The organism is Sorangium sp. So ce381 (genome assembly GCF_051473845.1).
GTDB classification, from domain to species: domain Bacteria; phylum Myxococcota_A; class Polyangia; order Polyangiales; family Polyangiaceae; genus Sorangium; species Sorangium atrum.
The window spans coordinates 12568169-12594405 of record NZ_CP150336.1; the positions used below are offsets into that span (position 1 = coordinate 12568169).

19 protein-coding genes are annotated in these 26237 nt (G+C 71.9%); 8 read left to right on the forward strand and 11 right to left on the reverse strand.

Annotated elements, in window-relative coordinates; genetic code table 11:
- The first annotated feature begins 396 nt into the window (after positions 1 to 396).
- The gene (locus WMF29_RS47280) at positions 397 to 4287 is read left to right on the forward strand and encodes a DUF4215 domain-containing protein (protein ID WP_437331251.1); all 3891 of its coding nucleotides are present in this window, start codon (positions 397 to 399) and stop codon (positions 4285 to 4287) included.
- Between the two features lie 226 nt (positions 4288 to 4513).
- On the opposite strand, the gene WMF29_RS47285 is transcribed toward WMF29_RS47280, so the two are convergent.
- Positions 4514 to 6289 (reverse strand): sensor histidine kinase, encoded by a 1776-nt coding sequence (locus WMF29_RS47285; RefSeq protein WP_437326599.1) that lies wholly within the window; start codon positions 6287 to 6289, stop codon positions 4514 to 4516.
- A gap of 417 nt (positions 6290 to 6706) precedes the next feature.
- Between WMF29_RS47285 and WMF29_RS47290 the strand changes: the two genes are divergently transcribed.
- The 5 genes from WMF29_RS47290 to WMF29_RS47310 all read left to right on the forward strand — a co-directional run bounded on the left by WMF29_RS47290 (position 6707) and on the right by WMF29_RS47310 (position 11935).
- On the forward strand, positions 6707 to 8695 hold the full coding sequence (locus WMF29_RS47290; protein WP_437326600.1) for a methyl-accepting chemotaxis protein: 1989 nt from the start codon (positions 6707 to 6709) through the stop codon (positions 8693 to 8695).
- Between the two features lie 34 nt (positions 8696 to 8729).
- Complete coding sequence (locus WMF29_RS47295; RefSeq protein WP_437326601.1) at positions 8730 to 9728, forward strand: FHA domain-containing protein; 999 nt, start codon at positions 8730 to 8732, stop codon at positions 9726 to 9728.
- Positions 9729 to 9784: 56 nt separating this feature from the next.
- Entirely contained in the window at positions 9785 to 10249 is a 465-nt protein-coding gene (locus WMF29_RS47300) for a 1,2-dihydroxy-3-keto-5-methylthiopentene dioxygenase (RefSeq protein WP_272096727.1), read from the forward strand.
- 14 nt (positions 10250 to 10263) lie between these two features.
- Positions 10264 to 10632: a cupin domain-containing protein gene (locus tag WMF29_RS47305; RefSeq protein ID WP_437326602.1), complete on the forward strand. Its 369-nt coding sequence runs from the start codon at positions 10264 to 10266 to the stop codon at positions 10630 to 10632.
- A 139-nt stretch (positions 10633 to 10771) separates the two neighbouring features.
- Positions 10772 to 11935 carry a flavin reductase gene (locus WMF29_RS47310; protein WP_437326603.1) on the forward strand — a complete coding sequence of 388 codons (1164 nt, stop codon included), beginning with the start codon at positions 10772 to 10774 and terminating at the stop codon, positions 11933 to 11935.
- A 77-nt stretch (positions 11936 to 12012) separates the two neighbouring features.
- On the opposite strand, the gene WMF29_RS47315 is transcribed toward WMF29_RS47310, so the two are convergent.
- From WMF29_RS47315 to rnr, 9 genes are all read right to left on the reverse strand, one after another.
- Positions 12013 to 12924, reverse strand: coding sequence for a methylenetetrahydrofolate reductase (locus WMF29_RS47315; RefSeq protein WP_437326604.1), 912 nt, complete (start codon positions 12922 to 12924; stop codon positions 12013 to 12015).
- Positions 12925 to 12964: 40 nt separating this feature from the next.
- A complete protein-coding gene (locus WMF29_RS47320) occupies positions 12965 to 13252 on the reverse strand; it encodes an MSMEG_0570 family nitrogen starvation response protein (protein WP_012241608.1) in 288 nt (95 codons plus the stop codon).
- 20 nt (positions 13253 to 13272) lie between these two features.
- Entirely contained in the window at positions 13273 to 14469 is a 1197-nt protein-coding gene (locus WMF29_RS47325) for an MSMEG_0565 family glycosyltransferase (RefSeq protein ID WP_437326605.1), read from the reverse strand.
- Positions 14466 to 15491: a sll0787 family AIR synthase-like protein gene (locus WMF29_RS47330; RefSeq protein ID WP_437326606.1), complete on the reverse strand. Its 1026-nt coding sequence runs from the start codon at positions 15489 to 15491 to the stop codon at positions 14466 to 14468. Before WMF29_RS47330 ends, WMF29_RS47325 begins: the two co-directional genes overlap by 4 nt.
- A complete protein-coding gene (locus tag WMF29_RS47335; protein ID WP_373372214.1) occupies positions 15491 to 15997 on the reverse strand; it encodes an MSMEG_0567/Sll0786 family nitrogen starvation N-acetyltransferase in 507 nt (168 codons plus the stop codon). Before WMF29_RS47335 ends, WMF29_RS47330 begins: the two co-directional genes overlap by 1 nt.
- Positions 15894 to 17225 (reverse strand): MSMEG_0568 family radical SAM protein, encoded by a 1332-nt coding sequence (locus tag WMF29_RS47340; protein WP_437326607.1) that lies wholly within the window; start codon positions 17223 to 17225, stop codon positions 15894 to 15896. The genes WMF29_RS47335 and WMF29_RS47340 overlap by 104 nt, the downstream gene beginning before the upstream one ends.
- Positions 17170 to 18198 carry a Nit6803 family nitrilase gene (locus WMF29_RS47345; RefSeq protein WP_012241613.1) on the reverse strand — a complete coding sequence of 343 codons (1029 nt, stop codon included), beginning with the start codon at positions 18196 to 18198 and terminating at the stop codon, positions 17170 to 17172. Before WMF29_RS47345 ends, WMF29_RS47340 begins: the two co-directional genes overlap by 56 nt.
- 14 nt (positions 18199 to 18212) lie before the next feature.
- Positions 18213 to 18695, reverse strand: coding sequence for an MSMEG_0572/Sll0783 family nitrogen starvation response protein (locus WMF29_RS47350; RefSeq protein ID WP_012241614.1), 483 nt, complete (start codon positions 18693 to 18695; stop codon positions 18213 to 18215).
- A 400-nt stretch (positions 18696 to 19095) separates the two neighbouring features.
- Positions 19096 to 21468 carry a ribonuclease R gene (gene rnr, locus WMF29_RS47355; protein WP_437326608.1) on the reverse strand — a complete coding sequence of 791 codons (2373 nt, stop codon included), beginning with the start codon at positions 21466 to 21468 and terminating at the stop codon, positions 19096 to 19098.
- Positions 21469 to 21571: 103 nt separating this feature from the next.
- On the opposite strand from rnr, the gene WMF29_RS47360 reads away from it, so the two are divergent.
- Positions 21572 to 22960 carry a vitamin K epoxide reductase family protein gene (locus tag WMF29_RS47360; protein WP_437326609.1) on the forward strand — a complete coding sequence of 463 codons (1389 nt, stop codon included), beginning with the start codon at positions 21572 to 21574 and terminating at the stop codon, positions 22958 to 22960.
- Between the two features lie 57 nt (positions 22961 to 23017).
- Complete coding sequence (gene add, locus WMF29_RS47365) at positions 23018 to 24211, forward strand: adenosine deaminase (RefSeq protein ID WP_437326610.1); 1194 nt, start codon at positions 23018 to 23020, stop codon at positions 24209 to 24211.
- Between the two features lie 99 nt (positions 24212 to 24310).
- Here the strand turns inward: add and nadE are convergent, their stop codons facing one another.
- Positions 24311 to 26230, reverse strand: a complete 1920-nt coding sequence (nadE, locus tag WMF29_RS47370) for an NAD(+) synthase (protein WP_437326611.1) — start codon at positions 26228 to 26230, stop codon at positions 24311 to 24313.
- Positions 26231 to 26237 lie beyond the last annotated feature (7 nt).

The window sequence follows — 26237 nt, forward strand, 5'->3', positions numbered from 1 at the left end:
CACCTCGCCGCCGCTGCGCTGATCCGCAGCGAGCCCGGCGATGTCAAGATCGAACTCCGGCCGTGCTCGATTCGACATCACGCCGCGAGCTCCTCGGCAGAAGCCGAGTTGAGTCACGGTGGAAATAGACATTATTATCGAAATTTGCGCCGAGACCCAAGGTGCAGAGCCGAGGTGGAAGCCGAGGCGCAGAACCGAGGCGGCTACCGGCGGCGAGCGCGATGGCGAGCGCGATGAAGACTGCGCCGAGCACAGCAGCGCCGCCGATTTCGCCTGGAGCCGGGGTGCACTTTTACGATAAAGTGTGTCTAGCGCCGTTTGCTCGGGCGGAGCGCAACGTGCGTTATCGAGGTGGCCGTGGGTTTAAGGACTTCTTATCTGGCTTTGGCGGTGGGATTGCTTCAGATCACGGTCGCTTGCGGCGGGGGCGGCGCGACCACGAGCGAGGCGACCGGCTCCGGGAGCGGCGCGAACTCCGGCGGAGGCGGGCCTGGCGTCGGCGGCGCCGGCGGCACCGGCGGTGAGCCCGATTTCACGGTGGGCAGCGGCATCGGGCTCGGCGGCAACGGCGGCGGTGCGCCGGACCCGTGCGCGGTCGATGATCCGCCCCCCGAGTGCTTCCTGCCTCCCGGGCCCGCCTGCGGAGACGCGGCGCTGAACCAGGCGTCCGAGGCCTGCGACGACGGCAATACGCTGCCGGGCGACGGCTGTTCCGGGCAGTGCCAGATCGAGCCTTACTGGGCGTGTCCGACGCCGGGCCAGCCTTGCGAGCTGACCATCGCGTGCGGCGACGGCGTCGTCGACCCCGGCGAGTTCTGCGACGACGGCAACAACGTCGACGGCGACGGCTGCAGCGCCGACTGTTACTACGTCGACCCCTCGTACGTGTGCCCGAAGCCGGGCGAGCCGTGCATCCTGCTCTACGACTGCGGAGACGGCCGCGTGAACGGCTCGGAGGAGTGCGAGGACGGCGACGACCCGCCCGCGTCCGGCGACGGTTGCAGCGCGGACTGCAAGCGCGAGGCGGGGTTCCAGTGCAGCCGGCCCGGTCAGCCGTGTACGCGGCTGCCCGTCTGCGGCAACGGCGCCAAGGAGACCGGCGAGGGGTGCGACGACGGCAACACCGCGAGCGGCGACGGCTGCTCGAGCCTGTGCCGGCAGGAGCCCTATTACAACTGCCCGACCCCCGGATCGCCCTGCGTGCGGCTGATCGCGTGCGGCGACGGCAAGGTGCAGCCGGGTGAGCTCTGCGACGACGGCAACGCCGCGGACGGCGACGGCTGCAGCGCCGACTGCCAGGTGAAGGACCCGGCGTACGTGTGCCCCGAGCCGGGCAAGCCCTGCCTCCCCCTCTACGAGTGCGGCGACGGCCGCGTGAGCGGCAACGAGCAGTGCGACGACGGCGATGACCCGCCGGAGAGCGGCGACGGCTGCAGCGCGGACTGCCGGCTCGAGGAGGGCTGGGTCTGCAGGCCGGGCCAGCCCTGCACCGTGAGGACCTATTGCGGCGACGGCGTCGTGCAGCTCGGCGAGCAGTGCGACGACGGCGGGGGGGCGTCCCCCGCGGGCGGCGACGGCTGCACCGCGCAGTGCAAGATCGAGGTCGGCTGGACGTGCCCGCCGGCCGGCGGGCGCTGCACCCCGCCGCCGCCGCCCGTGTGCGGCGACGGCAAGATCGGCGGCACCGAGGTGTGCGACGACGGGCAGAAGCCGCCGGCCAGCGGCGACGGCTGCAGCGCCGATTGCCAGACGATCGAGACGGGCTGGGACTGCTCGCGCGTCGGGTTCCCCTGCAAGACCATCTGCGGCGACGGGCTCAAGCGCGGCGCCGAGCAGTGCGACGACGGCGATCTCCTCTCCGGCGACGGCTGCGACGATACGTGCCGCATCGAGCCCGGGCGGGTGTGCAATAGCGCCGCGCCCCAGGACTGCACGGGCTACTCCGTCTGCGGCAACGGCGTCCGCGAGGGCACCGAGGCCTGCGACGACGGCAACGGCAACTGGCGCGACGGCTGCACGCCGGACTGCAAGGGCGAGCCGAACTGCAGCGGCGGCGCGTGCATCTCGAGGTGCGGCGACGGCATCCTCCTGCCCGGCGACCCCACCGAGGCGTGCGACGACGGCAACACCGCGAGCGGCGACGGCTGCTCCGCCACGTGCACGATCGAGCCGGGCTACGCCTGCACCGTTCAGCCCACCGAGATGCGGCTGCCGATGGTCATCCGCGACTTCATCGGCTGGTGCCCGACCTCGTACGATCGCACCGTCAGCAACAGCGCGTGCGACAACAACCTGAACGACACCCTCGTCGGGCACTTCGATTTCGAGATCGATCCCAGCGGCAATCAGATCGACCAAATGGTCCAGCCGACGCTCGACGCCGCCGGCAAGCCCGTCAGCAGGTTCGGCCCCGGCTTCGTCACGCCGAGCGACGCGAACGGCTGGACCACGGGGCAGAACAACTTCCAGTGGTGGTACCGGGACAACCCGACGTACAACAGGACGCTCGTCACCTCCATCGAGCTGACCCCGCAGGCCGGAAGGTACGTGTACCAGCGGAGCCCGTTCTGGCCCGTGGACCCCACCCCGCCGAACGGCGATCCCGTGCTCAGCAACAACCTGGTCTCCGCCGGGCTGGAGAAGGCGCAGCAGAGCAACCCCTCGCACAACTACTACTTCACGAGCGAGGTCCGGTACTGGTTCCAGTTCACGCCGAACGGCGCCGCGGCCGATCCGGTGCTCACCTTCTTCGGCGATGACGACGTCTGGGTGTTCATCAAGAACACGCTGACCGCGGACATCGGCGGCATCCACGGGCAGCTCCAGGAGAGCGTGACCATCCTGGACAACGGCGACGCCCGCGTGACCCCCTGCACCCAGAACACCTGCCCTGCGGGCGCCCGCACGCCCTACGACGTCGACCTGAACCTCGAGCCGGGCAAGGTCTACGAGATCGCGGTGTTCCAGGCCGAGCGCCACGTCACCGGGTCGAACTACCAGCTCACGCTGTCGGGCTTCAGCGCCGGCACGTCGGTGTGCACGCCGCAGTGCGGGGTCGACCCGCCGGTCGTGACGCCGGGCGAGGAGTGCGACGACGGCACCAAGAACGGGACGGGCTACGGCCAGTGCAACAACTGCCAGCTCGGTCCGTACTGCGGCGACGGCGTCAGGAACGGCATGGAGACCTGCGACAACGGGGTCAACAACAGCACGTACGCCAACGCCTCGAACGCCTGCGCGCCGGGGTGCGTGGCTCCGCCCCGGTGCGGCGACGGCGCGGTCAACACGCCGTACGAGGCGTGCGACCTCGGCTCCGGCAACACGGCGAACGGCTACGGCGGCTGCACGCGCCAGTGCGAGATCGGGCCGTACTGCGGCGACGGCGCGACGAACGGCCCCGAGCAGTGCGACGACGGCCGGAACGACGGCTTCTACGGCACGTGCAACCCGAACTGCACGCCCGCCCCGCGCTGCGGCGACGGCAACGTCGACGACGAGTGGGGTGAGGAGTGCGACGACCCGGCCGACCCGAACTGCGTGGGCTGCCAGCTCGGGGCGCTCTGCGGCGACGCCGTGGTGCAAGCGAGCTACGGCGAGGAGTGCGACGACGGCGTTAACGACGGCGGCTACGGCGAGTGCGCGCCGATGTGCCTCTACGGCCCGCGCTGCGGCGACGGCGTCGTCCAGCCCGACGAGGAGGACTGCGACCTCGGCGAGGCCGACAACAACGGCGCTTACAACGGGTGCACTCAGCACTGCGCGTACGGGCCGTACTGCGGCGACGCGGCCGTCAACGGCACGGAGACCTGCGACGACGGCGTCAACGACGGCTTCTACGGCAGCTGCTTCCCCGACTGCACGCCGGCGGCCAAGTGCGGCGACAGCCGCGTCGACGAGGACTGGGGTGAGCAGTGCGATCCCCCGAACGCGGCGACCGGCTGCAGCGAGAACTGCCGCCTCGGCGCCCAGTGCGGCGACTCGGTGGTGCAGACCAACCTCGGCGAGCAGTGCGACGACGGCGTGAACGACGGCGGCTACGGCGAGTGCGGCCCCAGCTGCCTGTACGGCCCGCGCTGCGGCGACGGCGTGGTCAACGGCCCCGAGCAGTGCGACGACGGGGACGGCAAGAACACCGGCGGCTACGGCAAGTGCGCGCCGGGGTGCGTCTACGGCCCGTACTGCGGCGACGGCGTGCGGCAGAGCCTGTACGAGGAGTGCGACGACGGGAACAACAAGAGCGGCGACGGCTGCAGCTCGGCCTGCAAGCACGACGGCCAACCTCAGTAGAAGAGACGGCCACCCGCGTCGGATCCGGGCCCACCTCGGCGTTTTCGGTGCTCAGCGTACAGGAGTACGCTTCCGCGCCGAAAACGCCGATCTGGGCCCGTCTCCTTTGCGGGTGGCCGTCGCCGTCGCTTGGGAGAGGGCGCACGAGCGTCGCCGTCGCTTGGGAGAGGGGGCGCGAGGGGCGGGAGAGCAGCCTGGGGGGCTGCTCAGGTGAGAGCGCGAGCGCTCACGAGCGCGGCGCGTCGGGCGGGCGCGGGCGCACGGTGGTGTCGCCCAGGGGCTTCTCGAGGAGGGGAGGGCCCGCGACGGGTAGCCAGATCTCGAAGACAGCGCCCCCCTTCTTGGCCTTGCGGTAGGTGATCTCCCCTCCGTGCTCGAACACGATCCGCTGCGCGATCGCGAGGCCTAGCCCCGTCCCCTTGTCCTTGCTGGTCGCGTAGGGCTCGAACAGGCGCGGCACCATCTCCTCCGCTACGCCCGGGCCGTTGTCGCGCACCACGATGCGCACGCGGTCGTTCGGTAACGGGCCGATCGTCACCGAGACGCGCGGGTCGCGGCGGACGGCGCTCGCCGCGTCCAGGCCGTTCTGGACCAGGTTCGTGAGCACCTGGATCAGCTGATCGCGATCGGCCGAGACCTCCGGGATCGGATCCGCAACGAGCTCCACGCGCGGCGACGGCGCGCCGGCGCCGGAGGTCGACCCCGCGCCGGAGGTCGCCTCGCCCGACGCCGGCGCGGCGTGCAGCGTGACCACCCCGCGCGCGACCGCGACGAGATCGATGGGCGTGAGGTTCGGCGGCGGCAGGCGCGCGAACTGGGTGAACTCGGTCACGATGTTCGCGATCCGGTGCACCTCGTTCAGGACCGTCGACGTCGCCTCCGCGAAGTAGTCGTCGAACGCCGGGTCGTCGCGCTGCCGGAGCCGGCGCAGCGTCTCCACCGCCGCCCGGATGGGCGCCAGCGGGTTCTTGATCTCGTGGGCGATCTGGCGCGCGACCTCGCGCCGCGCCGCGATGCGCTCGGTCGCGGCCAGGCGCTTGCGCATCGCCGCGAGCTCGTCGATGGTCGCGTTGAACGCCGCCGCGAGATCCGCGATCTCCCGCCCGCCGCGCCCCTCCACACGCCGCGGCGCCCCGCTCATCACCTCGCGCGTCTCGCGGGCCAGCGCCACGAGCGGCCGCGACAGGCTGCGCGCCAGCACGACCGCCATCGCGACGGCGATCGCCAGCACCGTGGCGCCCGTCAGCGCGATCGCGCGATCGAGCCGGGCGAGCGCCTGCCTCAGCGGATCGCGCGGCACCGAGGCGACGACGTCGAGGCCCGGGATCTCCGCGAAATGGAGGACGCGCACGACCTCCGACTCGCTGCTCCGGGGGGCGAGCTCCCCCTGGCGCGCCGCCGTGAGGCGCACATGGTACGCCTCGCCGATCCGCGCGAGGACCGGGCCGATCCGCCGCGACCCGACGAGGCCGATGGTCACCCCGTGGTTCGACAGGGCGCAGTGGACCTCCAGCGACGGCTCGCCGCCCGCCTTCGCCGGCCGGAGCCGCGGCGCGCCCCCGGGGGCCTGGATCAGCTCCGCCAGCCGCGGGTCGCGCGCGCCGATGCGCGCGGGGTCCTCGGCCGCGAGGACGCTCCCGTCGCCCGCCACGAGCGACAGCTCGTCGAGGCGCAGCGCCTTGGCCTGGCTCGGGACCAGCCGCTGGAGGGCGATGCGGCTCCCCGGATCCATCGCGTCCGGGTCGCCCTTGGCGCGCTCGAGCTCGACGTGGGCCTTGTCGACGAACGTGTCGTGCCGGCAGAGCGGCGGCAGGAGATCGCGCAGCGCGTCGGCCTCCCACGCGAGCTGCTGCCGGACGCCCGCGTGCGCCGCGTCGATCCGCTCGGCGAAGTCGCCCTCGATGATCTCGCGCGACGCCTCGCGGAGGGTCAGCCCGACGAACGCCGTCGCGATGATCGCGACGAGCCCGAAGGCGAGCAGGAGGCGAGCGGCGAGGGACATGGCAGGACGGCCACGCCCGCCCGGCCGCGCGGCAGCCGGTACGGCCGGGCGGCCGCCGCGGTCCGCGGCGGTGTTCAGGGTCGGTGCGGTCGAACCTAGAGGAAACGGCGCCCGTGCCGAGCCCCCGCGGCGGGCTCCTTCTCCGCCGCAACCTCCGTGCATACGCCATCGGGTCGAGATCGTCCAAGTTCATCGCGTTTCCCCCAGCCGCGCGGGCCCGCCCCCTGCGCCTCTGCCCAGGAGATCTCGGTTCGCGGCTCGCCTGCCCTCGGCAGCTTGCCGCAGCTTGCCGCGCCTCTGCCGCGCGCTCTCCTTGCACCGGGGGGCACTCGCCTCTTACGCTCGGTCGTCCTTCGGGGTCGTCGAGGGCGCGCCGACCAACGCGCGCCGCAGCTCGACCGCGCTGGAACGCACGAAATGAACTCCAAGCAGCTCTCCATCCCCATCGCCGCAATCCTGGCGCTCATCGGCTTCGGGCTGAGCTTCGCGTCGAAGTCGCTGGCGGAGTTCTCGGGCCAGCTGTTCATGTTCTTCGGCTTCTCCGCGGCGGTGGCGGTGCTGTACGCGAGCCTCGGGGCCAAGGGCGGCGTCCCGCTCGGAGGCCTGCGCGACGCGCTCCGCGGCGCCGCCCGGGGCAAGCGGCCCAAGCTCCCCGAGGGCGCCCCCGCCGACGTCGCCGAGACCTACGAGCAGATCGCCGAGATCGCCGGCCGTCAGCTCGAGCTCGCGGAGGAGCGCCACGCGCTCGCCGAGGAGCGCGACAAGCTCGCGAGGGAGCGCGACGGCTTGAGCCGGGAGCGCGACGGCATCGCGAAGGAGCGCGACACGCTCGAGCGGGAGCGGGACAACCTGAGCCGGGAGCGCGACGGGCTCGCGAAGGAGCGCGACACGCTCGAGCGGGAGTGCACGACGCTCACCCGCAAGGTGAACGATCTCGCGCAGCGCGGCCCCGACATCGACGTCGACTCGCTCGTGGACGCCGTGCTCCGCGCCACCGCCGGCGAGCGGGTGCGCGTCCCGCCGGGCTCGCCGCAGGAGCTCTCGCGCCTCTACTCCGAGCTCAGCGGCATCGCGGAGCGGATCACCCAGGCGGAGCTGCGCGACAAGCAGCGCCGCTCGGAGCTGGCGCAGGCCACGGTGCTCCTCGACGAGCTGCTGCCCAAGCTCAGCGACGGCGTGAGCAGCGTGATGCACGCGAGCGAGCAGGCGACCGTGTACATCCGCGAGATGACGACCGCCCTCGCCAACATCGCGCAGTCGGTCGAGTCGCTCGCGTCGAGCGCCGAGGAGTCGAGCTCGAGCATCCTCGAGATGACGGCCACGAACGAGGAGGTCGCCGAGAACGTCGGCGAGCTCGGGTCGAGCGTGCGCGAGACGGTCTCCTCGATCGAGGAGATGGCCTACTCCATCCGCGAGGTCGCGAAGAACGTCGACGCCCTGGCGCTGACCGCCGAGGAGACGAGCTCCTCGATGAACCAGATGGACGTCTCGATCGACCAGGTCCAGTCGAACGCGAACGAGACGGCGCGGCTCTCGGAGGAGGTGGCGACGGACGCCGAGAAGGGCGCCGAGGCGATCCTGAAGACGATCGGCGAGATCTACCGCATCAAGGAGTCGAGCCAGGAGGCCGTGGCGGTCATCTCGAACCTCGGCTTCCGCATCGAGGCGATCGGGCAGATCCTGGCCGTCATCGACGACGTCGCCGAGCAGACGAACCTCCTCGCGCTGAACGCCGCGATCATCGCCGCCCAGGCCGGCGAGCACGGCAAGGGCTTCGCCGTCGTCGCCGACGAGATCAAGGACCTCGCCGAGCGCGCCGGCGGCAGCACGAAGGAGATCGCCGAGCTCATCAAGACCATCCAGTCCGAGTCGAAGAACGCGATCGCCGCCGTCGAGCGCGGCGCCCACAACGTCGACCGCGGCGTCGAGGTCTCGAACGAGGCCGAGCGGGCCCTCAAGAAGATCCTGGAGAGCTCGCAGAAGTCGACCAACATGGTGCGCGCCATCGCCCGCGCCACGGTCGAGCAGGCCAAGGGGTCGAAGCAGGTCACGGACGCGATCGGGCGCATCGCCGAGACGGTGCAGCAGATCGCCGCCGCCACGGCGGAGCAGGCGCGCGGCTCGGAGCTCATCATGAAGAGCGCCGAGAAGATGCGGACCATCACGCAGCACGTGGAGCGGTCGAGCCAGGAGCAGGCGCGCGGCGGGCGCCAGATCACGAGCGCGATCGAGCAGATCTCGAACATGGTCCACAGCCTCAACGCCTCGCACCGCAGCCAGACGCGCGGCGGCGAGCAGCTCGTCGAGGCCGGCAAGCGCATCGAGGAGGCGGCGCGGCAGCAGGACCAGGCGGTGCGCCAGCTCCTCAGCGCCTCCGAGCGGATGCGCCGTACGGCGGCGATTTGAGGCCGAGCCGCCCCCTCGCGCGCAGGCAGCATCGATGGCGTTGACGATCGTGGTGCTCGCGCCCGACGGGGCGGGGAAGGTGGACGGGGGCGGGCTCTCCCTGACGCTGGACGCGCCCCGCATCATCCTCGGCCGCGCGGAGAGCTGCGAGGTGCGCCTCCCCGACACGAGCGTGAGCCCCCGGCACGCGTCGATCCGGCAGCGGGGCGCCACGTACCTGCTCCTCGACGAGGGCAGCGACAACGGCACGTTCCTCGGCAAGACGCGCATCGCCCCGCGCACGGCGATGCCGCTGAAGACCGGCGACCGCATCCGCATCGGGCGCGTGTGGCTCCTGCTCCGGATCGAGCCGGCGGTCGCGAAGGCCGCGCCGGCGGCGGCCGCCAAGGAGCTCGCCCTCGAGCTCGTCGCGCGCGGCCTCGCGGCGCAAGGGGAGGATCCGGCGCCGCGCGTGGTCGTTGTCGAGGGCCCCGACAGCGGCCGCGCGTTGCGGATCGAGGAGGCGGCGCGGCCCTACATCCTCGGGCGCGCCAAGGACACCGATCTCGTCCTCGACGACCCGGACGTCTCGCGCCGTCATCTGGCCATTACCCGCAGGGGCGATCAATTCTCGGTTCAGGACCTCGGATCGCGCTCAGGCGCTTCGCTCGACGGCGTTCCAGTGCCTCAGTTCGATACGATCTGGCGTCCTGGACAGGTGCTCGCGATCTCGGGCGATCGGCTCGTCTTCGAGCACCCGGCCGCCGAGGCGCTCGCGGAGATCGAGCGCAGCCCGTGTGAGCCGCTCCGTCCAGATGCGGTGTTCGAGCCGCCTTCGCTCGAGGAGCCGAAGGCCGCGCATTCCACGCCGACGCCTCCGCCTGCCTCGGTGAGCACGAGTTCGCCGCTCGCACAGCCCGTTGAAGCGGCTCCGGTGTCTCGCGCCGCGCAGGGGAGTGGATGGGGCTTCACAGAGGCGCTCATTGCCCTGCTCGCGCTTGGTGTGCTGGCGCTCAGCATTGCTGGCCTGTTGTGGCTGCTGGGGCGCTCTTAGTGTCTTGACGTCGCGCGCGCGCAGGGTTCGAAGAGCGCAGTCCCGGAGGGGTGCGCATGCGTGCGATCCGAATGAGAGCTGACGGCGAGGGCGAGGCCACCGAGGCGGAGCTTCAGGCGGAAGGGATCCAGTGCGGCGCGTTCGACCCGGGCGCAGCGGCGCTCGCCTTGCAGCGCGTGATCGCGGACCGCGGATGGACGGAGCACGAGGACGTCCGCCGCGACGGGAGCAAGCCGCGCGACGAGGCGGAGAGCGCGAGAGAGGCGGACGAGCACTGCCACCTCGGCGACGAGGTGCGGCTCTTCGTGGAGGGACACGGCTGTTACGACGTCCGTTGCATGAACGACGAGTGGCTGCGGATCTGGGTCGGCGCGGGCGATCTCATCGCCGTGCCGGCGCGGCGCTACCATCGCTTCATGGCGAGCAAGGCCGGCGCGATCCGTTACCTGCAGCCGTACGGCGGCCGTCACCTGCTCATGCAGCTCTACCGCGTGTCCGACGATCGGACGCGCGCGATGTGAACTCGAGGTACCCGATGGCGCATCCCTACCGTCTCGTCACTTCCAGGGCCCGGATCCCCGTCCCTGGCGGCAAGCTGATCGAGGAGCTCTTCGGCCGCGTGAACACCGGCACGGACGGGTTCAGCCTGGCGCACATGGTGGCCCCGCCGGGCTGGAGCGAGCCGGCGCAGACGCCTTCGTTCGGCGAGCTGACGCTCGTGATCCGCGGCCGTGTGCGCGCCGAGATCGCGGGCGAGACGGTCGACGTCTCGGCCGGCCAGGCCCTCTGGACGGAGCCCGATCAGCGCGTCCGCTACAGCAACCCGTTCGACGAGGAGAGCGAGTACTTCGCGCTCTGCATACCGGCCTTCGCGCCGGACCTGGCGCGGCGCGACGCCGAGTGAGCTCCGCAGTGCGCGCGCGGCACCGGCGCGTGATCTGCGCGGCGCCGCCGCAGGATCCGCGCATCGCGGTGCGCGGTGACAGCGCGCGCGCTGCGCAGATCCTGGATCCCGGCTGGGCGCCGAGCGCGTACTATGCCCCATGCTCTTCGATCCCGCGGAGTTCCGGAAGGTGCTGGGCCAGTTCGCGACCGGGGTCACCCTCGTGACCACGGTGCAGGACGGCGCGCCGCACGCGATGACCGTGAACTCGTTCAGCGCCGTCTCGCTCGACCCGCCGCTCGTGCTGTTCTGCGCGGACAAGCGGTCGCGCACGAGCGCGGCCATCGCGGCGTCCGGGGTCTTCGCGGTGAACATCCTGCGGGAGCAGCAGCGGGAGATCTCGGATCTGTTCGCCGGCAAGGGCACGGACATCGATCGGCAGGCGGTGCTCACGGAGGCTCATGTGGCCGAGTCGGGCAGCCCGATCCTCAAGGACGTGCTGGCCTTCCTCGACTGCAAGGTCGAGCACGCGTACGACGGGGGTGATCACATCATCTATGTCGGTCGCGTGCTCTCGTCGGGCCGAGGGGAGGCGGGCGCGCCGCTCCTGTACTACCGGGGCACGTACCAGGCCCTCGACGACGTCTGGCGATGGCGCGATCGCTATGCGGCGCGGGAGCAGGCGACCCCGTTCCACGAGCTCGTCGACTTCTTCGATCGCATGCAGGCGGAGGGCCCCTATGCGACGCTCGTCGACGAGCTCGTCACGCTCGTCGATCCGGGCGTCGAGGACCGGTGCCTCGACCTCGGCTGCGGCACGGGCCGCCTGACGCGCGAGATGGGTCGCCGCTGCCACGAGTCGATCGGGATCGACGCGACGGCGGCGATGGTGGAGCGCGCCGCGCAGCGGGCGAAGGCGCTCGGCCTGGACAACGTGACGTTCCGGGAGGCGCTGGCGACGCGGCTCCCGTTCCCCGACGCCTCGTTCGACGTGGTGACCGCGTCGAACCTGCTCCTGCACCTGCCCGAGCCGGGCCCGGTGCTGGCCGAGGCGGCGCGCGTCCTCCGCCCGGGCGGCCGCCTGGCGCTGCTCGAGCCCACGGCCACGATGAGCCGCGCCGCGATGGCCGGCTACCTGCGCGGCCACCGGTACAACCCGTCGACGGCCCACGCGATGCTGGCGTGGGCCGACGCGGCGGAGGTCACTTACCGTCACACCGAGGACAAGCTCAGCGGCGAGCTGGTCGGCGCAGGGCTCCAGGTCGACCGCCGCGAGCGCCGGATGAACGGCCTCGCGTTGCTCTGGATCGCCAGCAAGGCCTGAGCGCGCCCCTCGAAGCGTCCCTTCGCCACGCACCGGCGCTCGGTCTCGTCCGGAGCGCGGAGCCCCGCGCTAGGTGCTCACGCCGCCCGCCGTAGCCCTGCCTCGTCGACGAGACGGGGCACCCAGTCCTCCGCGCCGATGGACCGCATGTGGATGCCCGAGAGCCCGGGGATGTCGCGGAGCCCCCGGATGAGCTCCAGCGTGATCCGGTAGCTCTCCCCCTCCGCGTCGCCGCTCTGGCGGACGCGCTCGATCAGGTGCTCGGGGACCACGAGGCCCGGCACCTTCTGCAGGAAGCTCAGCCGATCCACGCCCGCGAACGGGAAGATCGCCGCGATGAAGTGCGCCCGCTCGTGCAGCCGGCGCTCGACCACCGCGGCCATCCAGCGGCGCATCGGCGCGAGCTCGAACACCGCCTGCACCTGGATGAAGCTCGCGCCCGCGTCGATCTTCGCGGCGAGCCGGTCCATCGCCCCGGGGATCGCCTGCTCCGCGCACGGGAAATCGATGGTCCCGACGTGGAAGTAGGGCGCCGGTGAGACGACGTCGCCGTTGAAGAGCTTCCCCTCGCGCGTCAGCCGGCGGGTCAGCTCGATCGCCGCGTAGCTGTCGACGTCGCTCACCTCCTTCGCGTCGGGATCGGAGCCGATGGCGCACGGGTAGCCGCCGAGGACGATGATGTTCGAGAGCCCCAGCGCCGCCATGCCGAGGAGGTCGCCCTGGAGGGCGATCTTGTTCTTGTGGCGGAGCGAGAACTGGAGAACCGGCTCGAGCCCCTCCTGCTTCACGAAATGGCCGACTGCCATGTTGGCGCAGCGCGCCTGCGAGAGCAGGTGATCGTTGATCTGCACCACATCCACACAGCCCGCCATATTTCGGGCGTGTTTCAGCAGCTTCTCCAGATCGTAGTGACGCGGGGGCGTCAGCTCGGCGGAAACGAGGAACTGGCGCTCGCTGAGGAGGCGCTCCATCTTCGACTTCGTCACCATCTCCTGCTCCTTCCGTCACTCGACGAACCTGAGGACTCCGTCACTCGACGAACCTGAGGACCCGGACCTTGGCCCCGCTCCGGCCGTGGAACCGCGCGGCCGCGCTCGCGATGCGCGCCGCCTCGGCCCGCGCCAGGCTGCATGGGAACCCATACTTCTTGAAGACCCGCTCGCTCGCGATATCGAGCGCCGTCCGGCAACGCGACACGAAGTCGTCGAGATCGTAGCTCTCCCCGACGTCGAGGTGCTCCTTCACGACGAGCGACGGAGAGTAACAGACCTGCTGCTCGCCGCTCGGCCACTCGATAACGAATCGCATCTCCGGCATATGTCGCTCGCTCGCTCGCCCTACGTTCGGCGGGATCCAAGGAACTCGCGGTACACGCCGGCCGCGATGCGGGCCGATCGATCCCACGTGTACCGGGCCGCGGTCTCGAGCCCCGCGGCGCGGAGGCGCCGCCTCACGCCCTCGTCCAGGATAGCCTCCATTGCGCCGGCGAGATCGTCTGTTCTCGAGGGATCGACGAGCAGCGCGCTCTCGCCGTCCGCGAGGAACTCGGTGAAGGGAGGTTGCGCAGAGCTCACCACCGGCGCCCCGGAGGCCATCGCCTCCAGCAGGACGAGCCCGAACCCCTCGCGGACGGACGGAAAGACGAACGCGTCGGCCAGCCGGTAGAGCGGCGGGATCAGCGCGTCGGGCAGCACGCCCGCGAGGACGAGCGGCGGCGGCGACGCGCCCGCAGGCGGGGGCCATACACCGCCTTCGCGCGCGATCGCCTCGAACTCGCGCTGGTAAGGCGCGTAGTCGAACAGCGTCTCTCCACCGGCGATGACGAGCTGGGCTCCGGGCAATCGCCTCCGCACCGACAGGAACGCCTTGAGCAGGCCGATCGAGTTCTTGCGCGGCTCGACGCCGCCCACGGTCACGTAGAGCGGCGATCCTGTGGCGTCGAGGCGCGCGCGCAGCGCCGCGTCCCGCTCGTCGGGCGTGGACGTGTAGCGGCGCAGGCTCACGCCGTTCGGGACGATCGCCGCGCCGACGCCGTGCTCGGCCCGGAGCGCCTCCCTCCAGGCCTCGCTGACCACGAGGCACGCGTCGGCCTCGCGCACGGAGCGATCCTGGCAGGCGCGCAGGTACGGGCTGTCGTAGTCGTCGAGGTGGTGCACCGTCCGGATGAAATGCGGGACGCGCCCCTCGGCGCGCAGGGCCGCGAGCGCGTTCGCGCTGATGCAATCCTGGGAGTGCCAGACGTCGTGCCGCGCCCCGAGGCGGCGCAGCCCGTCCTCGAACTCCGCGATGCGCTGCTTCACGACCGCGTCGATCCCCGCCTGCGGGGGCGCGGCGGGCACGAGGACCGAGGGGCAGCGCGGCGCGCGGTAGAAGCCGCCCTGGTCCTTGTTCAGCGCGTAGATGCAGACCGAGACGCCGAGGTCGTGGAGCGCCTCGGCGAGCTCGACCGTGTGCACGACGCCGCCGCGCGGCTTGGTCGAGTAGGTGAGGAGCGCGACCGAGAGCGGCGCGCCGGAGGCAGCGCGGGCGCTCATCGCGCGCCCTCGCGCGCGAGCCCGGTGAGCGGCTCCGCGGAGAGGTCCCAGAGCGTCTGCCGCTCGCCGGCGGCCTGGAGGGTGAGCCGCCGCGAGCCGTCGACGGCGCCGACCGCCGCGCTCGCGATGCCCCGCCGCGCGAACGCCGAGAGCACGTCGCCGGTGACCCCGGGGCGCACGCTGAGCAGGAAGCCGTAGCTCGGGAACGCGAGCAGCCAGCGCGCGAGCGGGACGTCGCGCGGCCTCGGGACGGCCTCCAGATCGAGCACCGCGCCGGCGCCGGACGTCTCCAGGAGCATGAGCAGCGTCCCCGCGACGCCGCCCATGCTGATGTCCTTGCCCGCGTCGCACAGGCCCGCCTCGGCGAGGGCGGGCAGGACCTCGAGGTCGCCGCGCAGCCGCGCCGGGTCCGCGCCCGTCGAGGCGTTCCAGAACGGGTGCTCCGCGTGCATCCCGCCGCGCAGATCGATCGCCGCGACGAGCACGTCGCCGGGGCGCGCCGCGAAGCTCGTGATGAGCCGCCGCGCCCGGCCCGCGATGGCGACGGCGAGGGCGTTGTAGGGGCTGCGCGCGCTCGTATGCCCTCCAACGATCGGCACGCCGTAGGCGCGCGACGCGGCGACCATGCCCTCCCAGACCGGCTCCAGCGCGCCGGCCGAGGTCCCCCAGACGACGTCGACCACGGCGATGGGGCGGCCGCCCATCGCGTAGACGTCGCTGACGTTGACCATCACGGCGCTGTAGCCCGCGAACCGCGGATCCCCTTCGAGGAACGCCGGCCAGATCCCCTCGGCGGCGAGCAGCAGGTAGCCGTCTCCGTCGGGGATGGCCGCGCAGTCGTCGCCGAGCGCCGCGGGCAGCTCGACGGGGCCGGCCGCGGCCGCCTTATCGCCCGCGCTGGCCGCGAGCGCTGCGCCGGCCGCGCCCGGCTCGCCGGACAGGTACCGCGCCGGGAGCTGCACGTCCCGCTTCGCGAGGATCCCGATCGCGCCGCGCAGTTCGGCCGCGATGCCGCCCAGCATCAGCGGAACCTCTGCCCGGGCGGCGGGCGGGGCTCGTCGCTCGGCGGGTAGCTGTCGAGGTCGGCCTCCATCAGGTGGTGCGGCCTCTCGCGGTGCGATCGCTCCTCGAGGGAGCGCCAGTGGATGCCCTCGAAGAACGGGACGTTGGCCGCCTGAACGAGCGCGAGGAACCGGCGGCACCCCCAGCCGTGGGCGGTGGTGACCGCCTTGTGGACGAGGCCGCGGCCGACCACGCCTTGCTTGCGGTGGGCGCGCTCGACGCCGAGCCGGCCGCCGTACCAGAGGCCGGGCTCCGCCTCGTAGATGCGCACGGTGCCGACGAGCCGCGGGCCCCCTGGCGCCCCGTGCTCCAGGGCGGCGATCGGGAACGCGGAGCCGTCCCAGTCGTCCTCGTCGGTGGTCTTAAACAGCCCTTGCTCGTCGCAGAAGATGGCCCGGCGCAAGCGGAGGTACTCGAGGTACGTGTCCCTGCTCTGCACAAGCTCGAAGCTGTAACGTGGCGTCATCGGAGCTCTCCGAGGTTGGTGTCCATGCCGCGCCGGGTCCCGGCCGCGCCGCGGGCCGGCCTTCCGCCTCGAAGCCCGAGAGCCCCGAGCAGGCGCCGCAGCGGGCGCAGCCCGCCTTCACGTCGGTCGAGCGCAGCCCCGCCCGCGCGAGCAGCGGGCCGATGTGCTCGTAGAGCGCCCGCATGAAGTCCCCCGAGGGCGGCGCGCGATCGGCCCCGGGCGTCCCAGGGATGGGCACGAGCGGGACGAGGAACGGATAGACCCCCAGCGCGATGAGCCGCTCGCTCGCGTCGAGCAGCGAGGCCAGCGAGTCGCCGAGCCCCGCGATGAGGTACGTCGACACCTGGCCGCGCCCGAACACGCGCACGGCCGCCTCGAACGCCTCGAAGTAGCGGGCCACGCTCACCTCGGCCTTGCCCGGCATCGCGGCCGCGCGCACCTCGTCCTCGACCGCCTCGAGGTGCATGCCCAGGCTGTCGACGCCGGCCGCGCGCATCCGCTCGAACCAGGCGAAATCGTCGGGCGGCTCGCACTGCGCCTGCACCGGCAGATCGACGCGCGCCTTGATGCCGCGCGCGCAGTCGGCGAGGTGCGCCGCGCCGCGATCCGCCGACCGCGGCGTGCCCGTCGTCAGCGTCACGTGCCGCACCCCGTCGAGCCGCGCCGCCGCCTCGGCGACCTCGCCGAGCTGCTCCGGCGTCTTCTTCGCGGTGGTGCGCCCCGCCGCGAGCGACTGCCCGATCGCGCAGAACGTGCAGGCCTTCTCGCGCTCCGTGTACCGGATGCACGTCTGGAGCACCGTCGAGGCGAGGACGTCCGCGCCGTGCAGCAGCGCGATCTTGGGGTAGGGGATGCCGTCCTTCGTCGAGAGGGCATAGAAGCGCGGCGTCTTCACGAGGGCGATGGGCGCGAGCTCCTGGCCGTCCCGCTCCACGGTCCCCGCGCCGTCGCGCCCGAGCCGCGCGACGAACGGCGACGCCGCCGCCTGGTCGGTGTGGATCGGGATCATCACCGTGGCCCCGCGCAGCGTCGCCGCGACGTGCTGGGTCGGCCCCGCGCCGCCGCGCCGCGAGGTCCACGCCGCGCGGCGGCCTTCTCCCTCGTCGGAGGCCTCGCCGGAGGCGGGCTCCGGCGGTGGCGCGGCGCCCGCCTCGGGGGCGCCCTCGGGGGCTTCAGCCAGCCTCAGGCCGAACGACTGGAGCTCGGTGATCAGCGTCTGGGTATCCATGGTCCACCGCCGCAGGGGCAAGGGAGGAGGCCTTGGGGCTGCCCGCGCCGAGCGTTATGGAGCGCTCCGCCGTATCCATCCAAAGCCGCAGCAAGTCGGGCCGGGCGTAGTGCCCCGCCGCATCCATCATCCGCTTTCGCTTCGTGATCAGCGCGAAATCGAGCTCTGCGACGGCCATCCCCTCGCCGTCGGTCACGGGCGGGCACGCGTGCACGCCCTCGGGCGTCACGATCGCCGTCATGCACCCGCCGCGCAGCACGCCCTGGATCTGCTCGTTCGGAGCGACCTCCCGGACCTGCTCCGGCGTCAGGAAGGCCGTGGCGTTCACCACGAAGCAGCCCGACTCCAGCGCGTGGTGCCGGATCGTCACCTCCATCTGCTCGGCGAAGATGGGCCCGACCAGGGAGCCGGGGAACTGGCTGCAATGGATCTGCTCGTGTTGCGCGATGAGCGCGAACCGCGCGAGCGGGTTGTAGTGCTCCCAGCAGGCGAGCGCGCCGAGCCTCCCGGCCGCGGTGTCCACGGTCCTGAGCCCCGAGCCGTCGCCCTGCCCCCAGATCATGCGCTCATGGTAGGTGGGCGTGATCTTGCGCCGGTGGAGCACCAGGGAGCCGTCGCTGTCGAAGACGAGCTGCGCGTTGTAGAGCGTCCCGTGATCGCGCTCGTTCACGCCGAGCACCACGACCACCCCGTGCGCGCGCGCGGCGGCCGCCACGGCCCGCGTCACCGGGCCGGGGACGGTGACCGCCTCGTCGTAAAGGCGCATGTGCTCCTTCCCCATGGCGGGCGGCGGGAGCACGAAGGAGAAGTACGGGTAATACGGGACGAACGCCTCGGGGAAGACGCACAGCTCGGCGCCTTCCTTCGCGGCCCTGGCGATCGCGGCGACGACTCGCTCGGTCGTCCCGTCCCGGCTCCCCAGGACGGGACTGGCCTGCACCGCGGCCGCCCGGACTTTGCGGTTGAACTCCATGGACGGCGCTCGGATCAGAGCGTCCAGGAGTGGACCATGAAGGCGTTGTCCCTGCGGTGGATCAGCTGGATGTCGAGCACGTCGAGCGGGCTGATGGGCTTGATGCCCGGGATCAGCGCGTGCTCGCCGTGGCCGTAGAGCGCCTGCAGCGCGAACCGGCAGGCGTACACCTTGCCGCCCTCCTCCATGAACCGGCCGATCTGCTGGTTCACCGCGAGGTGCCCGGAGAACGCCTCGCTGCCGAGCTTGGGGAAGCCGCGCTGGAGCCCCAGCGTGACGCCCGGCCCATAGAGCAGGATGGATGTCTCAAACCCCTTACGTTGCAGGCGGATCGCCGTCAGCACGTTGACGAGGCCGATCGATCCTTCGAAGGCCACCGTGTGAAAGGTAACCAGCGCCTTCTCTCCCGGCTTCGCCTTGACGTCTTCGAAGACCTTCTCCTCGTAATCGACCAGGAAGTCACCAGCGTTGTAAGCGGGATACGTCGGCTTGGGCATTGGTTACCTCTCTCCTAGAATGAGTTAGTTGAGACCATAGTGGTTTTCTGGACGCAAGGAAAATGCAGGAGCCATCCCTCTTTTGAGCGGGTGTCAGTCGCAGCGGGGCGCGGAGGGGGTGCGACTTTGGATCTGGCGCCGACGTCCGCAGCGCCCCGGTCGGCTGTTTGCCTGGGTCGTCGCGTGTGTCTAGAGCGCCTCGTCGGCCTCGTGCGCTTCGTGCGCTTCGTGCGCTTCGACGTTTTCGACGGGTTCGACTCGTTCTGTTTCGCCGGGTCGTCTCGGCGATTTCGACGAGGTTTCGTGCTTGTCCGCGAGAGCGAGCGTGGCTGGGAAGGAGCTGCGCGCTCGTGCGTTCGGGCGGCAAAGCCTGCAGGGAATCGAGCCCTCGGGCGGGCTGCTACCGCTGCTTCTTTCGCGCCTTGGCGCTCTTGCCGCCCTTGGTGCGCTTGGTGGTCTTAATGCCCTTCAGGGGCTTGGTGCTCTTGCTGATCTTGACACGACGGGGGGGCCGTGCGTCCGCCGCGTCGCGCCGCTGCCTGCGCGGCTTCGGCTCGTCCGACGCCGGCTCGCCGGCGAGGCGCCGGCCATAGACGGCGCGCCGGAGGATGGCCACGTCCTCGATCTGCACGAGCATCGCGTCGCCGATCGCGATCCGGTCCCCCGACCGGCGGCCGATGACGCGCAGCCCCTCGTCGTCGATCTCGTATTGATCCGGGCCGAGCGACTCCATGCGGACGAGCACGTCGACGAAGGGATCCTCGATGTTGACGTAGACGCCCCCTCCGACGATGCCCGTGACGGTGCCCTCGAAGGTGTCGCCGAGCCGGGAGCGCATGAGGAGCGCGCGGTGCAGGTCGACCACCTCGCGCTCCACCTCCATCGCCTTTCGCTCGCGCTCCGACGCCGTGATGGCCGCCTCGCGCAGCCGCTCGGTGGCCGCCTCGCTCCTGTCGACGCGCTCGCCGCGCAGCACGGCGCGGATGGCCCGGTGCGCGGTGATGTCCGGGTACCGCCGGATGGGCGAGGTGAAATGCAGGTACGCGCTCGAGGCCAGCCCGAAGTGGCCCACGTTGGCGACGTCGTACACCGCCTGCTTCATCGCGCGGAGCAGCAGCATGTGCAGCACCTGCTTCTGCGGGTGCGCGTCGAGCTTCTTCAGGAACACCGACAGCCGCTTGGGGTCGGCCGCGTCCTCCGGGTCGAACGCGAGCCCGAGCTCTCCGCACATCGTCGCGAAGCGCTCGAGCTTCGCCTGGTCCGGGGGCGCGTGGTACCGGAAGACCGTGGGGATGCCCTGGTCGACGACGAACTGCGCGCACGTCTCGTTCGCGAGGAGCATCATCTCCTCGATGAGCTGGTAGGCCTTCGCGACGCCGGGGTCGTGGCTTCGCTTCTGCACGTCGACGGGCGCGCCCGTCTTCGGGTCGAGCACCACCTTCGCCTCGGGCAGGTCGAGGTCGAGCGCGCCCCGCCGCATCCGCCTGCCGCGGAGCAGCCGGGCGAGGTCCCACATCACCTGAAGGTCGTTCCTGAGCGCCTCGGCCTCGGGGCTGCGCGGCGGCTCGGGGGTGAACCCGAGCGCGCGCGCCACGCCGGGGTAGGTGAGCTTCGCGATCGAGCGGATGTACCCCTCGATGACGCGGGCCCTCCGCACCGTCGCCGTCGCGTCGAGCTCGACCTCGACGCACAGGCAGAGGCGGATCACCCCCGGCAGCAGCGAGCACAGGTTCGACGACAGCGCCCGCGGCAGCATGGGGATCGCGCGATCGGGCAGGTAGACCGAGTTGCCCCGCCCGAGCGCCGCCTGGTCGAGCGCGCTGCCCGGCCGCACGTAGTGCGAGACGTCGGCGATCGCGATCCAGGCGCGGTACGAGCCGTCCTCCTCGCGGATCACCCACACCGCGTCGTCGTGGTCGCGCGCGTCCTCCGGGTCGATCGTCGGCATGGGCAGGTGGGTGAGGTCCGTGCGCCCCTCGAGCGCCTCGGCCGGCACCTCGCCCCCGAACGCCTCGGCCTCGGCGATCGCCTCCGGCGAGTGCTCCTCCTCGATGCCCTCGCGCACCAGGATCTTGGCGACCTCCACGTTCGGGTCGCCGGGCGTCCCGAGCACGGCCTCGAGCACGCCCTCCGGGTTCTCGTCGGCCAGGTCCGGGAAGCGGGCGATCGACACGACCGCCGCGGCGCCGTCCTCCGCGTCGGGCGGCACGAGCGGTCCGCCCGGCTCGCGCGGCACGATCACGATCGGCCCGCGGACGCGCCCGTCGTCCGGCTCGAGCCACGCGCTCCTGCCACGCCGCCGCAGCACGCCCGCCACGCGCGCGTTGCGCCGCTTGACGACCCGGACGATCTCGCCCTCCACGCCGCGCCGCGAGCGGGTCGAGACGCGCACGACGACGGTGTCGCCGTGGAGCGCGCCGCCCATCGCCTCGGGCGAGATGTAGACGTCCTCGGCCGCCCCTCCGAGCGCCACGAAGCCGAAGCCGCGCGGGTGCACCGTCAGCGTCCCCTCGCGCTCGGCGCCGCGCGCCTCGACCTGCTTCTGGCTCGTGCGGAAGCGCTGCCCGGGGAGCGCGACGATGCTGCCCTCCAGCGACAGCTCCTCGAGCAGCCGCTGCAGCTTCGCGTAGCGGCTCGGCTCGACCCCGAGGCGCTCGGCGATCTCGTTCGCGTGCAGGGCGCGCTTGAACGAGGACAGCAGGTCGACCACGGCCTCCCGGCGGCGCGCGCCGGAGGCGGCCGTCGGGGGATCTCCACGGGATGAAGAACGCATGAAACTCGACTAGCACGAGTCTCCTCGCGCTGGCTGTCTCCGCCCGGGTCCGGTATGCCTCGAACCCACCCCTCCTCCACCTGCAACGCACCCGCAACGACCGATGCTGCTGAACTCGATCGCCCTGCTCCTCGCGCTGGTGCTCCTCGTCGCCCTCGCCGGCAGGGGCAACGTCTTCGCGGTGCGTCCGGCCGGTGACCGGCGTGAAGGACGTGAAGGACGCGACGGACGGCCTGGGCGCGTGGAGGCGTCTCAGGCGAGCCCTGAGGCGCCTGCGTCGCTGCCCTCGATCGGCGAGCGGCAGGCTGGGCGCGTCCGGTTCTTCGTCACGCTCTTCCGGCTCGCGCTCTTCGTCGCCATCGCGGCGAGCGCGGCGCTCGTCGTCGAGTACCAGAACGCGGGCGATCCCGCGTTCTGCGGCGTCACGTCGGGGTGCTTCGCCGTCAGGATCTCGCCGTACAGCCGCTTCCTCGGCGTCCCGCTGCCGAACCTCGGCCTCGCCGCCTTCACGGCGCTCCTCACCGCCTCGCTGCTCGCGCGGGCGCGCTGGCACCACGCCGCGATCGCGGCCGCCTCGGCCGTCGGCGGCCTCGCCGCCGCGGCGCTCCTCGCGCTCCAGAGCCTCGTGATCGGCGCGTTCTGCGCGTGGTGCGTCGCGGTCGATCTCGCGGCCTTCGCCGCCGCGATCACGTCTGCCCTCGTCGCGCGGCAGGCGTGGCGCATGCCGGCCGGGGCGTTCGAGCGCGCTGCCCAAGGCGGGTCGCTGGGCGTCACTGTGTGGGGCGCGGCCGCCGCGGCCGCGGTCGGCCTGCCGTTCCTCTGGGGCAGCCACCCGGTCGTTCCGCCGCTCCCGCCGGAGCTCGCGGCGCTGCAGGAGCCGGGCAAGATCACGATCGTGGCCTTCACCGACTTCGAGTGTCCCTTCTGTCGCAGGCTGCACCCCGAGCTGAGCAAGATCGAGGAACCCTACGGCGACAGGGTGCGCCACGTGCGCAAGATGGTGCCGCTCCCGATCCACCCCGGCGCGCTCCCCGCCGCGAAGGCCTACGTCTGCACGCCCGAGGACAAGCGCGAGCAGGCCGCGGCGCTGCTCTACAGCGCGCCGCCGAGCAAGCTCACGGACGAGCGCGTCGCGTCCGTCCTCTCGCCGCTCGGCCTCTCCGCCGCGGAGCTCGCGGCTTGCCTCGCCGCGCCCGAGACCCAGGCCGCCATCGACGCGGACGTCGCGCTGTATGGGCGGATGGAGGCGCGCGGGCTCCCCACGACCTACGTCGGCCGGCGGCTCGTGGTGGCGTACAACCCCGAGCGGATCCGCGATGCGCTGCGCCGTGAGGCCGCCGGGGACGACATGAGCTTGCCGCTCCCGTGGCTCTTCGTCGCCCTCTTCGGCGCGGCCGCCGTCGCCGTGCTCGTGGGCAGAAGGGATCGCTCGCGCGGCGCGGCGGACGAGGGCGGCGCCGCCCCCTCGTCGTCCTCGCCAGAGCGATCGTGAGCGACGTCGCGCCCCGCGCTGCCTTTCGCGGCTGGTCGCCGGGTGACAGAATAGCTCATGAGTGATCACCCCGAGCTAGCCGGCAAGCTCCCCCTGGAGTTCTTCCGGCAACTACCCAAGACCGATCTGCACGTCCACCTCGACGGCTCGTTGCGCCTCGAGACGATCATCGACCTCGCCCGCAGCCACCACGTCAACCTCCCGACGTACGAGCCGGCGGAGCTGCGCCGGGTGATGAACCTGGGCCAGAACTGCGGCTCGCTCGTCGAGTACCTCAAGGCGTTCGACATCACGCTGCGCGTCCTGCAGACCGAGGAGGCCCTCCACCGCGTCGCCTACGAGCTCGCGGAGGACGCCGCGCGCGAGAACGTCCGCTACATGGAGGTCCGCTACTCGCCGATGCTGCACACCCGCCTCGGCCTGCGGCTCACGAGCGTGGTCGAGGCCGTGCTCTCCGGGCTCAGGACGGCGCGCGACGCGCTGGGCATCGAGAGCAACGTCATCGTCTGCGGCATCCGCAACATCTCGCCGGAGTCGTCGCTGGAGATGGCGGAGCTCGCGGTGGCGTACAAGGGCCGCGGCGTCGTCGGGTTCGACCTGGCCGGCGCCGAGTACGACCACCCGGCGAAGCACCACAAGGCCGCGTTCCAGCTCGTGCGGCAGAACAACATCAACTGCACCATCCACGCCGGCGAGGCGTACGGCCCCGAGTCGATCGCGCAGGCGCTCCACGTCTGCGGCGCGCACCGGATCGGCCACGGCTGTCGCCTGCGCGAGGACGGCGACCTCCTCCACTACATCAACGATCACCGCATCCCGCTCGAGTGCTGCCCGTCGTCGAACGTGCAGACCGGCGCCGTCCGCGACCTCGCCTCGCACCCGCTCAAGCTCTACCAGAGCCTCGGCCTGCGCGTGACCGTCAACACCGACAACCGGCTCGTCACCGACACGACGGTGTCGCACGAGCTCTGGCACTGCCACACGAAGATGGGGTTCGGGCTGAAGGAGATCAAGGCGACCATCGTGGCCGGCTTCAAGAGCGCCTTCCTGCCGTTCCACATCAAGCAGGCCTATCTCCGCCGCGTCACCGAGGATCTCGAGCGCTTCTCTGCCGACGGCTCGATCCGCCCCGCGGTGGCGCCCATGGCTCCCGGCGCGGCTGCTTGCCACGACGGGATCGAGCTCGCCTCGAAGGACGGGAAGGACGGCAGGCAGGGGGCCCCGGCCTCCGTCGAGAAGGCCGCCAACTGACGCGCTGCCAGTCGATTCGCCGCGTGCGATGCGCCGCGCGCCGCGGAGCGATGCGCCGATCGCGCGGCGCACGGCGGCGGCCGCGCCGTCGTGGCGGGCTCAGCCGCCCTTCCACTCCGTCCGCTGCACCACGGGCAGCTGCAGCGCGCGCTCGCGATCGAGATCGAGCGAGCCGAGGTGGATCGCGATGGGCGACTGCACCCACTTGAAGATCGACCTCGAGAACAGCGTCGCGAACTTCTCGGCCCAGGCCCGCAGCGCGGCGGGGTCCTTGTCGGGGAACAGGCTCGGGAGCGCCCTGGCGACCTCGTCGGCGGCGAGCTTCTCGGCGCCGTAGAGGTGGAGGCACGCGTCGAGGACCTCGAAGGGCATGAGCTCGGCCTCGCCCGACTGGTTCTCGGCGAGCTCCGGCCCGGCGGTGGTGGCGAGCGTCTGCTGGATGCCCTCGAAGCGGAAGCGCTGCGAGAGGCGCTCGAGCAGCGCGATGACCACCGTCTTCGGCAGGTTGGCGATGACGCTGAACGCCCCCTCGAGGTCGCCGCCGACCGTGGTGTAGCCGAGCGCCTTCTCGCTCATGTTCCCCGTCTGCAGGAACAGCGCGCCGCTCGTGTTCGCCCAGTTCCACATGCGCCCGCCGCGGATGCGCGCCTGCACGTTCTGCTTCGTGAGCTCGGTGAGCTGCCCGCCCTCGCCGACCATCGCCTGGGCGGCCTCGAGCTCCCGGGGGAACGCGTCCTCGATCGGGATCACCGCGAACGACACCCCGAGATCGTCGGCGATCTGCGCGGCGGCGCGGTGCGTGGCGTCGCTGGAGTAGCGGGAGGGCATGAAGAACGCGTGGAGCGACGACCTCATCCGCTCGCGCAGCGCCGCGCCCTCGAGGCCCGGGTGGATGAGCTGCACAGCGCGCCAGGCGACGAGCAGCGTGAGGAGCGAGTCGCGGCCGCCCGAGAGCGCGAGGCCGATGCTCTTGAAGGCGCCGATCTTGCGGTAGTAGTCGGCGACGCCGAGCGCGAGCGCCTCGTAGAAATCGTCGAGCAGCTCGTCGCGCGCGGAGATCGCGGGCAGCGCCGCCGAGGGCAGGAACGGCGTCGTGCCGGCCGGCGGGGCGGGGTAGGCGAGGCGCGCGCGGTCCGCGGTCTCCCCGCCGACGCGGAGGACCTGCACCATGCGGGCGGAGGCGCGGCGGAACTCCTCGAGATCGCTGCGCCAGGTGCTCGCCTCGCGGCGGCAGCGGGTGGTCCGGTCGAGGTCGACGACGGCCGCGGAGAACCCCTCGCGGAACCGCGGCGCCTCCAGCATCGGCCGGCCGTTCTGGTTGATGAAACCGCCGCCGTCGAAGACGAGCCCGTCGTTGCCGCCGACCAGGTTCGCGTACGCGATCGTGCACTGGTTGTCCGAGGCGCGGGTCGCGAGCATCTCGCGGCGGGTGCTCGTCACCCCGGCGCGGAACGGCGACGCCGAGATGTTGCAGACGATCTCGGCGCCGGCGTAGCAGCGGCGCCGCATCGGGCCGTCGGGCGACCAGATGTCCTCGCACACCTCGACGGCGATCGTCCCGAAATCGAAGGCGTAGACGCGATCGCCGCAGAGCACGCCGTCGGCGTCGAGCTCCATGAACGGCATGCCGCGCGAGAACGTCCGCGCCTCGTAGAAGATGTTGTAGGTCGGCAGCTTCTCCTTGGGGGAGAAGGCGAGCACCCGGCCGGCGTGGACGACGGCGCCGGCGTTGAAGAGGTCGCCTCCCACGCCGACGGTCACGCCGATGACGAACACGGTGCGGAGCTGCGCTGTCTCCTCGGCGAACCGGCGGAGCTCGCGCTGCTGGCTCGCGACGAACGCCGGCCACTGCACGAGGTCCTCGGCCGCGTAGCCGCCGATCACCTGCTCCGGGAAGACCGCCAGGGTGACGTCGTCGCGCGCCATCGCGCGGGCGAGCGAGAGGCACCGGTCGGTGTTCGAGCGGACGGCGCCGACGGTCGCGTTGACGTTGGCGATTCCGATCTTGACGAGTCGCATCGGGCGG